This is a genomic window from Endozoicomonas acroporae, from assembly GCF_002864045.1.
Lineage (GTDB): Bacteria > Pseudomonadota > Gammaproteobacteria > Pseudomonadales > Endozoicomonadaceae > Endozoicomonas > Endozoicomonas acroporae.
Genome location: NZ_PJPV01000059.1, coordinates 1 through 12,666 on the forward strand (window position 1 = coordinate 1; position 12,666 = coordinate 12,666).

At 50.4% G+C, this 12,666-nt stretch carries 6 protein-coding genes; 3 read left to right on the forward strand and 3 right to left on the reverse strand.

The features are described from left to right. Nucleotides 1–305 precede the first annotated feature (305 nt). Nucleotides 306–1,862: a hypothetical protein gene (locus CX664_RS10750; RefSeq protein ID WP_101746732.1), complete on the reverse strand. Its 1,557-nt coding sequence runs from the start codon at nt 1,860–1,862 to the stop codon at nt 306–308. A 515-nt stretch (nt 1,863–2,377) separates the two neighbouring features. On the opposite strand from CX664_RS10750, the gene CX664_RS10760 reads away from it, so the two are divergent. Beyond that, nucleotides 2,378–2,854 (forward strand): hypothetical protein, encoded by a 477-nt coding sequence (locus tag CX664_RS10760; RefSeq protein WP_101746734.1) that lies wholly within the window; start codon nt 2,378–2,380, stop codon nt 2,852–2,854. A gap of 49 nt (nt 2,855–2,903) precedes the next feature. Here CX664_RS10760 and CX664_RS10765 read toward each other — a convergent pair whose 3' ends face one another. Together CX664_RS10765 and CX664_RS10770 are read right to left on the reverse strand one after the other, a co-directional pair. Then, nucleotides 2,904–4,181: a Y-family DNA polymerase gene (locus tag CX664_RS10765; RefSeq protein ID WP_101746735.1), complete on the reverse strand. Its 1,278-nt coding sequence runs from the start codon at nt 4,179–4,181 to the stop codon at nt 2,904–2,906. Then, nucleotides 4,178–4,600 carry a LexA family protein gene (locus CX664_RS10770; RefSeq protein WP_101746738.1) on the reverse strand — a complete coding sequence of 141 codons (423 nt, stop codon included), beginning with the start codon at nt 4,598–4,600 and terminating at the stop codon, nt 4,178–4,180. The genes CX664_RS10765 and CX664_RS10770 overlap by 4 nt, the downstream gene beginning before the upstream one ends. A gap of 285 nt (nt 4,601–4,885) precedes the next feature. Between CX664_RS10770 and CX664_RS10775 the strand changes: the two genes are divergently transcribed. Further along, entirely contained in the window at nt 4,886–9,208 is a 4,323-nt protein-coding gene (locus tag CX664_RS10775) for a hypothetical protein (protein WP_101746736.1), read from the forward strand. Nucleotides 9,209–9,347: 139 nt separating this feature from the next. Beyond that, entirely contained in the window at nt 9,348–12,413 is a 3,066-nt protein-coding gene (locus tag CX664_RS10780; protein WP_101746737.1) for a hypothetical protein, read from the forward strand. Nucleotides 12,414–12,666 lie beyond the last annotated feature (253 nt).

Below are 12,666 nucleotides of genomic sequence, written 5' to 3' on the forward strand. Positions count from 1 at the left end.
ATAAGAATAGGTCATTTACCCGTATTTACAGGATGGCTGTGAGATTAAAAATCAGATTCAGATGCCCGGAATAAGTAGCTGGCCATATGGAATCATATATTTCTGGCTACTTGGGCAGGTGCTATGCGAGGCACAACGGAGGGAGCATAGCCGTAGCTATGTGACCGGAGTTGTAACGAAGCACGACTGCATGGATGCAGGAGCTAGAGCAACGCAGGAGCAGTTGCCGGGAGTGCCTGAACAAGGAGTCAGAAATATATGATTTCATATGGTTAGCTACTTACATCCGGGCAGTCACTGCGGGCCTACTGAAATGGATTCATTACAGTATCGAGCAGTTCCCATATACCTTTGCGTTTCTGAATTTCGCTGATTGCTCTGCCTTGAATCATCAGTTGTAACAACTCTTGTATATCGTTATGACCGTGATCTTTTGCCCATTTCAGTTTGCTATCCAGTGCCCCCCGGACTTTGTCCGTCGGCTTTGCCCGCGCGCTCAAAATCGTGCCATATAAACATTCTGCGTCATCGTAACGGTCAGTCACTATTGCCCGCTCCAGAGCTTCATTCAGTTTATCCAGAACTCCATCCGTTAGCGTTGCCCCCAGGGCCAGAATGACGCCTGTTAAACACTCTGCGCCATCGTAATGATCGTCAGCTATGGCCCGCTCCACAGATTCATTCAGTTTGCTTACGTCATCGTCCGTCAGCTTTACCCCGGTACCCTTTATGGTGGATACTAACCGTTCTGCCCGCCCGTAGTTCTGGAAAGCTGCTGCCCATACCAGATGACTCCTCAGTTTTTCCTGGTCATCCTCCGTCAGCTTTGTCCCGGTGCTGACAATGATGGATAGTAACAGCTCTGCCTTATCGTAAAGACGGTTATCTACTGCCATTATCAGACGGTTACTCAGTGCTATCCGGACATCCTCCGTCAGCTCTGTCCCAGTGCTTACAAAGACGGACTTTAACAGCCCTGCCTTATCGTAAAGACGGTGATCTACTGCAACTATCAGACCTTTACCCAGTGCTATCCGGACATCCTCCGTCAGCTCTGTCCCAGTGCTTACAAAGACCGATTTTAACAGCTCTGCCTTATCGTAAAGGCGGAGATCTACTGCCAGTATCAGACCTTTACCCAGTGCTATCCGGTCATCCTCCGTCAGCTCTGTCCCAGTGCTTACAACGATGGATAGTAACAGCTTTGCCTGATCGTAAAGACGGTGATCTACTGCCTGTACCAGACCGTTACTCAGAGCTATCCGGGCATCCTCTGTCAACTCTGCCCCAGTGATTACAATGATGGATTGTATCCGTTCTAAAACCTCATACCAGCCGTACTTTATTGCCAATATCAGGCCTTCATCCAGTGTTCTCTGCTCTTCGCAGGTCAGCGTTGGCCCTGTATCCTGAGTAATGCGTTGTCGTTGCAGTTTCTGAGAAGGCAGGGTATTGGTCGGTCTTTCCTGATTTGCCACCTCCTTTGCTTCGACGACAAGACCCCATAATTTTACTAACTCAGACAAGCCGCCTTTCAATAATGGACAGACTTTCCTTTCTTCTATTTGATGATGGTTGACATGCACCGGCTTCAGGCAGTCTGTTTTGATGGGATTCGCACAAAAGGCTGTAGTCATCACCCCGCGGCAAAATGCTTTAACCCGTGCAGGGTAATTCCCCCGGGCATCAGCAGGTTGTAGCTGGTCAGCTGGCAACACCAGATCGCAAGTCAGATTCTCAATGGAAATATCGAGCTGTGGCGCATTTTTTAGAGAATCTGTCGGCTGTTTTTGCTGAGTTACGGCTGGCTGACTGTTTCGATAATAATTGCTGGCTAAATCAACTAAGACTGGGAAATTCATTATATAGTTCCTTTTGATAATTCTTATTAGATAACAGTTAATGAATTTTGTTCCATTTTTCTAAAGATCAAACAATCTGGATAAAAAGCATAGAGTCATCTATCTATGTCATACATCAAATTCACTGCTTAGTTCTTTCGTTCAAAAAATAACCGGAGTGTTCAAACAATGATAAAAACTGTTGTTGTATCCGTCCTGCTCCTGACCTGCTTTCTGGTTATGGCCGACCTTGTTCCCTTTTTACTGAAAAACACAGACTCACCTTCTGATAATGAGCAGCCACAGAAAAACCAGGAGCACATTATCAAATCAATTGTTTTATTAGTTGGTATTGCGATTATGATCACACTCATCCTGCACTTCTGGCACTGACTCAATCAAACCTGACTGGAGAGTAAAAGTGATGCTGACACAGTGAACACTGACTACATTTATGGGCATGGCTGCTTCCCTGAGTAATCGCAGGGCATTACGGACTGAATACCATTCATTTCGGTGAGTGTACTTTGCATACCATGATTAACCGTTTAAAGCGTATATTTTCCCGACTGGCGTTTCTCTGTGCTGGCCAGAAACCCTCCTTTGAAGGCCCGGGGCTCTCCGGCATTATTGCGGATTGGGTTGAGCCGTTGCTCAGTGAATACAGCGACAGTAATAATGAGATCGAAAACATTATTGATCTGACGTCTAACTGCTGGAATATCGGTGCCTGTCCAAAAGATCACCGGGCTGAGTTATGGGGTCTTCTTATCCAGCCAATCGTTGAAGAACACTTTTATGAACACAGGCATGATCTTCAGGGTAAACTCAGGAAACTGATCAAAGTGAGGGAGAAACTTTATGCTCACGATCCACGCTTCATCCTGGATTTTCGGTTCAAATATCGCCGCTCCCAATTGAGGCTGGATATTTTCAGCACCCGGGACCTGAGCCCGTCCCAGTTTATGGCCGGGCTTGATGCATTAATCCATCAAAGTGAACTCAATGCCTGACCAGAAGCCTGTCAATGGGTAAGAGTGGCTTCTCTGACCTTTGCCAGACTCACGTCTGAACCTTCATAATCTCCGGCCATTGCGTCGTATAAGAAGGACTCAGCACCTGCTGGTTCATATGCCATGGCTGCGCCCGGAAGCCCACTGATGCAGGCCGGAGTGTCTGGCTCCCAAAGCGCTGGTTAATGGCATCCAGCACGGTCATCATCCGGGTATTTTCCGGAATTGCTGCTGCCGTCAGCAAGTCTCCCTGAAAACCTGCACCGGAACAAAGATCCATCAGGGCAAAGCCCGCCTTTTTATACTCGTAACCTTCCTGAAACAGCACGTCCAAAGCCGGATGTAACTGTTGCAGCCAAACCGAGCTATCACTGGTGGGCGATGGGACCATCAGCTTCAGACTCCGTCCGGTTTGCGGGAGATTGGCCTTAAAGGGATCAGTCCTGATAAAAATGATGGCTTCACGGGAATACCGCTGTTGTTTTCTGAGTTTCTCGCAGGCACGACAGATAAAACTGGCCAATGCGGCATGAAGTGCCTGCCTGGTAGTGACCCGCTGGCCGAAGCTCCGGGAGCACATGATCTGATGTTTATTGGCTGAACTCCCCTCTTCCCAGGGAATGCAGTACTCCCCCTGAAGTTCACAGACCGTCCGCTCCAACACCACAGAAAACTGTTTCCTGACCCATCGACGATTGGCGTTTGCCAGTTGTGCAGCAGTATGAATACCTGCCGCCTCCAGCCGTTTTCCTATGCGTCGGCCTACTCCCCATACCTCACCAACCGGGGTGATTGCCATTAACCGCTGCTGGCGTATCGGGCTGGTTAAATCCACAACACCACCGGTTGCCGGAAATTTCTTGGCCGCATAGTTAGCGAGTTTGGCCAGTGTTTTGGTGGTTGAGATGCCCACACCAATCGGCAGCCCCGTCCACTGGAATACCCGCCGTTTCATATCCAACCCTATGGCATGCAGGTTTGCCAGCGGGAAACCGGAGAGTTCAACAAAGGCTTCATCGATCGAATACACTTCCAGCTTCGGGCTGAACTGTTCCAGCACCGACATAAAGCGGGAAGACATATCGCCATACAGCGCATAGTTGGAGCTTTTCAGTATGATTTCACCACGGGCCACCTGATCCCTGACCTTGAACGCCGGTGTCCCCATGGCAACGCCCAGGGCTTTGAGTTGCGCTGTTCTGGCAACGATACAGCCATCATTGTTGCTGAGTACTCCCAGGGCTTTACCCAGCAGGGATGGATTAAAGACCTGCTCGCAGGAACAGTAAAAAGCATTGGCATCACAGAGGGCAATAACGTCCTTCATCGCAGGTGGTGAATGACTTCAGTGACCACACCCCATACATTGAGCCCTTCTTCAGAGTCCAGTTTAATCGCAGGGTAGTCAGGGTTTTCCGAGTGCAATTCCGGTTTGCCATGGCAATAGACCAGGCGTTTTACAATCAGCTCACCGTCCAGCAAGGCCAGTATCACATCACCGTCTCCCGGAGTGAGGGAGCGATCAATAATCAGAATGTCACCATCAAAGATACCGGCACCTTCCATGGATCGCCCCTGAGCCCGGGCAAAAAAAGTCGCTGCCGGATGACGGATCAACAGCTGGTCCAGGGAGAGCGTATCTTGCAGGTAGTCAGCTGCCGGGCTGGTGAAGCCACAGGCAGCCGGGCTCTGGTAAAAGGGCAATGTCTCTGGCAAAGGTCGTGGAAGGATCTGGATCGGCTTCATGCCACTCAAACTCATTAACTGTTTATTTATACAGTATAAGCATTTAGCGGTTAAAAGAAAGCGGTTGTACTTTGGACGCAGGAGAGCTGTTTCGCAGGCAGACTCTGATCGACCTGCAATGGAGCATCTTTGCTCCTCCACCTGACACACCATCAATGGAACCTGACAATCATTTTGAGGTCAAACAGCGACATATTAATAATCCAGGAGGCTATTCTGAAAGCAACCACATCCACCCACTCCCGCTCAAAGCCTGACCGCCGGGATAACACCGGTTCAAGCGGGATGCCTGACCGCCCCAGAAGCACATTTAACGGTAAAAAAGTCTCAAACCATCAGCCCTGCAGAGGCACCCCCCTCCCCCTGCATAATGGCAAAAATCTTGAAGACGCCTTTTGGGAAAATAAACCGTTACAAGAACGTAAGACCACCTCGGCTGAGGTGCTTAAAGCATATAGCAGTGATATAACATCGCTCAGAAGCGGCTTCTTCCTGCAAAAGCTCTGCTTACAGAACGTTCCACACGGCAATAGAAAAGTCACCCCGGACCAGGTCATTCAGGAATTCAAACGGGAGCCGGGTCAGAATAACAAGTGCCAATTAGCGATAGCTCGTTTCAAAGCGGAATGCTGCATAAAAGGCCTGCTATTGAATGGTCAGCGGGTCACAGCGGATACGGTGGTCAAAGACTTCCCGGATAATCTGGAAGGAAAACTGGGAATAGCGCGCTTTATGGAACGATGTTGCCTGAGTGGTCTGGGCCTGCATGGCCAGCAGGTCACACCGAATGAGGTGGTCAGGGCTTTCCCGGATAATCCGGAAGGCAAACTGGGAGTAGCACGCTTTCAGGAACAATGTTGCCTGAGCGGCTTGCCATTGAATGGCCAGCAGGTCTTACCGGATACGGTGGCCAACGCTTTTCCGGATAGTCCGGTAGGAAAACTGGGCATAGTGCGCTTTAAAGAAGAATGTTGCCTGGAAGGCATGCCGTTGAATGGCCAGCAAGTCTCACCGGATACGGTATTGAAGGGTTTTCAGGCCGCCAACGCAAGACTGGAAATGGCGCACTTTAAAGCGGAATGCTGCCTGAGGAACCTGCCGTTGAATGGCCAGCAGGTGACAACGGATGCAGCGTTTAAGGCTTTCCCGGATAGCCCGGAAGGCAAACTGGCAAAAGCACGCTTCAAAGCGGAATGCTGCCTGAGGAACCTGCCGATAAATGGCCACCGGATCACACCGGATTCAGTGATTAAGGATTTTCAGGACACCAGAGCAGCACTGGAGCTGGCACGCTTTAAGGAACAATGTTGCCTGAGGGAGCTGCCGCTGAATGGGCGGCAGGTCACACCGGATGAGGTGGTTAAGGATTTTCAGGCCGCCAGGGAAATATTGGGATTAGCGCGCTTCAAAGCAGAATGTTGCCTGCGGGGCCTGCTTTTGAATGACCAGCAGGTCACATTGGAGCAGGTAGTTAAAGCTTTCCCGAATAGTCCGGAAGGCAAACTGGGGATCGCACGTTTCAAAGCGGACTACTATCTGAAAGGCCTGCCGCTGCATGACCTGCTGGTCACACCGGATGAGGTGTTTATGGATTACCCGGATAGCCCGGAAGGCAAACTGGGGAGAGCACGCTTCAAAGCAGAATGCTGCCTGAGGGAACTGCCATTGAATGGCCAGCCGGTCAGCCAGAGTGAGGTAATTAAAGATTATCAGACAGCCAAAGCACCACTGGAGCTGGCACGCTTTAAGGAGCAATGTTGCCTGAAATCCCTGTCGTTGAATGGCCAGCAAGTCACACCGGATGAGGTGATCAGGGGTTACCCGGATAATCCATTGGGCAAACTGGGGAGCGCGCGCTTCAAAGCAGAATGTTGTCTGCGGGGCCTGGCGCTCGATGGCCAGCTGGTCACACCGGATGCGGTGGTTAAGGATTATCAGGCCGCCAGGGCCAGGCTGGAGCTGGCGCGCTTCAAAGCGGAATGCTGTATGAGAGGCCTGACACTCGCTGGCAACCGGGTCACCCCGGACGAGGTGGTTAAGGATTTCCCGGGTAGTCCGGGCGGCAAACTGGGCAACGCGCACTTTAAAGCGGAATGTTGCCTGAGGGGCCTGGCGTTGAATGGCCAGCCGGTCACACCGGATGCGGTGGTTAAGGGTTTCCCGGGTGGTCGAGAAAGCAGACTGGGTATCGCGCGCTTCAAAGCGGAATGTTGCCTGAGGGGCCTGACATTGAATGGCCAACCGGTCACACCGGATGCCGTGATTAAGGGTTATCTGGCAGTCAAGGCAACACTGGAGCTGGCGCGCTTTAAGGAACAATGTTGTCTGAGAGGCCTGGCGTTGAATGGCCAGCCGGTCACTCCGGATTCAGTGGCCGAAATGTATCAGGCTGCCAAGGCAAAACTTGCGCTGGCGCGCTTTAAAGCCGAATGTTGCCTGAGGGGGCTGTGTTTGAATAACCAGCAGGTCACAACGGAGGAAGTAGTCGGGGATTATCAGGCCGCCAGGGCAAGACTTGAACTGGCACGCTTCAAAGCGGCGTGTTGCCTGAAGGGTCTGTGGCTCAATGGTGAGCAGGTCACACCGGATGAGGTGGTGAAGAGTTTCCCGGACAGTCCGGATGGCAAACTGGGGATGGCGCGCTTCACAGCGGACTGTTGCCTGAGAGGGCTGCCGTTGAATGGCCAACAGGTCACACCGGATTCCGCGGCCAGGGGTTATAAGGCAATCAGGGCAACACTGGAGCTGGCTCGCTTCAAATCGGAATGTTGCCTGAAGGGGCTGCTGTTGAATGGCCAGCAGGTCACACCGGATGACGTGATTAAGGATTATGAACGCGGTGGCAGGTTGCTCGAAAGAGCTATTTTTTATTCGCTATTGGCATTGAATGCCAGAGAACTGAATGGCAAATATCTGGATAACGAGGAGGTATTGGCAGCGTTTAATGATATACCCGGAGATCATACTTCAAGGCAAACCAGGTATCTGGTTCAAAGGTTGCAGCAATCCCATCGGTACGATGAAACCAGCGAAGGTCAGGATATACTTCAACAGGCCTGGCAAATCTTAACCAAAGTTCCAGTCAAAGACGATGATCAATCTCGACTGCAATGTATATTGAAATTCATGGCTATGGAGAATAAATGGACAATTGATCAACAGGAAGTGTCTGCAAAACAGGTATTCCATGCCATCAAAACACTGAGGCGCTCATTTAAGAATTCACGCCTGCATTTCTTCTTTCTGGCGCACTGCTGTATCACCAGACAGTCTATTGGCAGACAGCACATTCATAAGGATCAGGTAATCAGGTATCTTAAAAGTTTTCCTGAAGGAAGCAGGCTGCGCCATGCTTTGACCTGCTGGTTTGAAGAATGCAGCTCCGAAGCTTGTGTAATGGATGAGTTACTCGATGCCCAGGGGAGTGACAGTCCTCACCGATATGCAACCTTTGCCAGTCAACAGGAGGCCTCTGTTGCCGTTAGCAGCGAGAACCCCGGACATAAGCGTAGAGAACACCTGCCCGACGTAATTCCCGTTATCGAGCGTTCTGAGCGAAGCACAACATCGGCAGAGGTATTCGTTGCCAATCCGGGCAAGGAAGGCCCACTCCCCTGCCAGCTCAGGGAATATCGGGATACAACAGAAACCGCTTCCATCCACAAGACATTTGCCGTCTATATGGCTGAAACCCTGAAGCAATGGTCAAAAACAGGCATCCCGGACAAGCCGGTTCCACGGTTAAATGCACTGACACTGAAAACACTGGAGATTATTCAGGAAATCAATGGTTCTTATACCACTCCCCCTCTGCTGATTAACGGTTCTTACGGACGTTTTTTACAGAATTTCTGCTCATCATTTAATGATATTGACATTGTCTGCACGGAAGAGGCGTCCTCCAGAACACTCTTTGACAGGCTGCAGGCACTGAACACCGACTGGGATTCTGAAATCGCCAAAAGCGTCACCATCTGGCCAATCGAGGGATGTCAGGCCATTCAACTGCCACACGCCTACAATATTCAACTTAAAGACGGTGATCTGGGGAGGAAGGCAATGGAGCTTAACGTCAGTGTTGACGCCAGAGTAGCCCATGGAAATACCGCACAATTGGCTATTCACGTTCCCGGCGTTGAGAGGCCGGTATGGTGTTTGTCGTTTACGGAAGAAACCCGATTACTGAACGATACGCTGGAATACCTTGCCAGGAACCTTGACAGGCTGACAGAGCAATTGCAAAAAGGAGCGATATTTGGCTTAGCTCGAACCCTGCTTTTCAACACGCCCCAAAACAACGATGAACGTATTTATGGTTTGCTTATGCGCTGCCTGCTTACCCTGAATAAAGCCAGGCAGTTTATCGCCCTGCACTCTGAAGAAAAACCCGGACAACCTGACGGCCAGACTACCCCGCTGGCAAAAGAGCAACAGCGCCTGCATACACTCGCTGAAAATCTACAAGCGAAATTACATAGCCATGTTTGCCGTCATGGCTTTGAACACAGAGTTAATCACTGGCTATCGACAACTCAGCCTGTTAATGATCATCAGCTCAAGAAGAAGGACTTTACCAAAACACTGCTTGCGATGATGCATCCTGCATAAGTAGCTAACCAAAACTGTTATCGATACTAATCCTCATCAATAATTATAGATTTGTTGAGGCAAATTAGGTGATGACCATGGCCTGGCACACCTTAAATGGAACCTAACAATCACCCTGAGGTCAAACGGCGGTATTTACATGCCAAGTGCGCAGGGTTTTATTCTGAAAGCACCCACGTCAACCGACTTCTACCCAAAGTCTGCTGCCCGGGCTGACCGACAAACCGGTTCAGGCAGGATGCCTGACTGCTCCACAAGTACATTTAACGGTAAAAGAATCTCCAGCCATCGCTGCCATAGAAGCACAGTCTCCACCATGGATGAGACCAGGCGTATTGAGAGTGCCTTTTGGAAAAAAACACCACTACAAGGACGTCAAATCACCTCAGCTGATGTGCTTAGAGCCTATGGCAATGATACGACCTCGCTCAGAGGTGGCTTCTTCCTGCAAAGACTCTGCTTACAAAACATTCTGCATAACAATAGAAAAGTAACGCCGGATCAGGTCATTCAGGAATTCAATCGGGAACCAGGTCGAAATAACAAGTGCCAGCTGGCGATAGCGCGCTTCAAGGCGGAATGCTGCCTGAGGAACCTGACCTTGAATGGCCAACCTGTCAGGACGGATACCGTGGTCAGGGATTTCCCGGATGGTCCGGAAGGCAAACTGGGGGTGGCGCACTTTAAGGAACAATGTTGCCTGAAAAGCCTGACCCTGAATGATCAGCAGGTCACAGCGGCTGCGGTAATTGAGGCTTTCCCGGATAGTCCGGAAGGCAGACTGGGGCTGGCACGCTTCAAGGCGGAATGTTGTCTGAAGGGCCTGGCAGTGAATGGCCAGCTACTCACACCGGATGCGGTGGTGAAGAGTTATCAGGCAGCCAAAGCAACACTGGAACTGGCACGGTTCAAAGAGGAATGTTGCCTGAAGGGCCTGCTGCTGAATGGTCGGCAGATCACACCGGATACGGTGATTGAGAATTTCCCGGATGACCCGGAAGGCAAACTGGGAATAATGCGCTTTAAGGAACAATGTTGCCTGAGCGGCCTGCCGTTAAATGGCCAGCAGGTGACACCGGATACAGTGGCTAAGGGTTACCTGGAAATCAATGCAACACTCCCGCTGGCACGCTTCAAAGCGGAATGTTGCCTGAGAGGCCTGGCATTAAATGGCCACCAGGTCACACCGGGTGCAGTGGTAAAGGCTTATCAGGCAGCCAGGGCAACGCTGGAGCTGGCACGCTTCAAAGCAGAATGTTGCCTGAAAAGCCTGCCGTTGAATGGCCAGCGGGTCACGCCGGATACGGTGGTTAAGGATTTTCAGGCCGCCAGGGCACCACTGGCGCTGGCACGATTTAAGCAACAATGTTGCCTGATGGGCCTGACGTTGAATGGCAGGCAGGTTACAGCGGATGAGGTGGTTATGGAGTTCCCGGATAGTCCGGATGGCCAACTGGCCACAGCGCGCTTCAAGGCCGAATGTTGCCTGAGAGGCCTGCCATTGAATGGCCGACAGGTGACACCGGAAGCGGTGATCCAGGATTATGAAAGTGGCAATTGGTTGCTCGAAAGAGCGATTTTCTACTCTCTGCTGGCATTGAATGCCAGAAAATTGCATGGCAACTATCTGGATAACCAGCACGTATTAGCAGCGTTTGATGCAGTACCCGGGAACCACTCTTCAGGGCAAACCAGATATCTGATTAAAAAGCTGAAACAATCTCATAAGTGCGATGAAACCAGTGAAGCCCAGGATATCATGCAAAAGGCCTGGCAAATCTTAAACAGCGCACCGGTCAAAGATGAGCAGCAACGACTGCAATGCATATTGAAATTCATGGCGATGCAGAATGAATTGACCATTGATCATCAGAGAGTGTCAGCACAACAGGTATCGCAATCCATTAAAACACTGAAGCGCTCATTTCAGAACGCACGCCTGCATTTTTTCTTTCTGGCGTACTGCTATGTCAGGAGCCAGCCTGTTGATGGACGACAAATCCACAGGCATCAGGTTCTGGAGTGCCTCCACAGTTTTCATAAAAGAAGCAACTGGCAGCGTGCTTTAGCCCGCTGGTTTGAACAATACAGTCCCGAAGCCAATATAATGGACAATTTATTGTTTAAACGAACAAACACGGTAGAGGTATCCGTTGCCAGTCCCGGGAAGGAATGCCAACGCCCTTATCAGGTCAGGGAATACCGGGATGAAACAGAAAATACCTGCACCACCCGGGCAGTGACTGCCAGTGCGGCTCAAACTCTTGAGCCACCGTTAACAACAGGCGGATCGGATGTTCCGGACAAGTCGACCCGACAGTTAACTCCGCTAACGCTGAAAGTGCTGGAAATTATTCAGGAAATCAATGGTTCTTATAACGATCCAGCCATTCTGATTACCGGTTCTTACGCCCGTTTTTTACAGAACCTCTGCTCAGTATTTAATGATATTGACATTATCTGCACGACAGAAAAATCAACCAGAACACTCCTTGCCAAGCTGCAGACGCTTAACACCGACAGGGATTCAGACATCCCCAAAAGCATCATCATCTCACCAGTCCCGGGATGTCCGGCGATTCAACTGCCAAGTGCCTACAATATTGACCTTGAAGATGGTGATCTGGCGACCAGGGCATTGGGGTTTCAGGTCAGTGTTGACGCCAGGGCAGCCCAAAATGCAACAGGATTGGCCGTTGAGGTTCCCGGCGTTGCCAGGCCGGTATGCTGTTTGTCGTTTGCTGAAGAAACCCGATTGCTCAATGATACGCTGGAGTACCTCGCTGAGAACCTTGATCCGCTGACAAAGCAATTACAAAACGGGCCGGTATTTGACGTCCCCCGCACCCTTCTTTTTAATAGCCCCCAAAATACCGATGAACGTATTTATGGCTTGCTGTTACGCTGCCTGCTTACCCTGAATAAAGCCAGACAGTTTATCGCTCTACACTCTGCTGAAGGCAGATCCGGGAAAAATGACGGTTCGACCACCGAGCTTGAACAACAACGCCTGCATGCACTGGCTGAGCATCTGCAAATGAAATTGACTGGCCATGTTTGCTGTCATGCTTTTGAGCAAAGGGTTAACGGCTGGCTATTAACAGCTCCGCAGGTTAATGGCTACCAGATCAAAAGGAAGGCATTTATTACGACACTGCTTGAGATGATGCATCCTGAAGAAGATCGAATAAACTCAGCTCGATGAACTTTTTGAAAAAATAACACTCTAAACGAATAGACCAAAGTGGCAGGTATACCTCTTACCACGTCTCCCCTATTAAGTAGCTGGCCATATGGAATCATATATTTCTGGCTACTTGGGCAGGTGCTATGCGAGGCACAACGGAGGGAGCATAGCCGTAGCTATGTGACCGGAGTTGTAACGAAGCACGACTGCATGGATGCAGGAGCTAGAGCAACGCAGGAGCAGTTGCCGGGAGTGCCTGAACAAGGAGTCA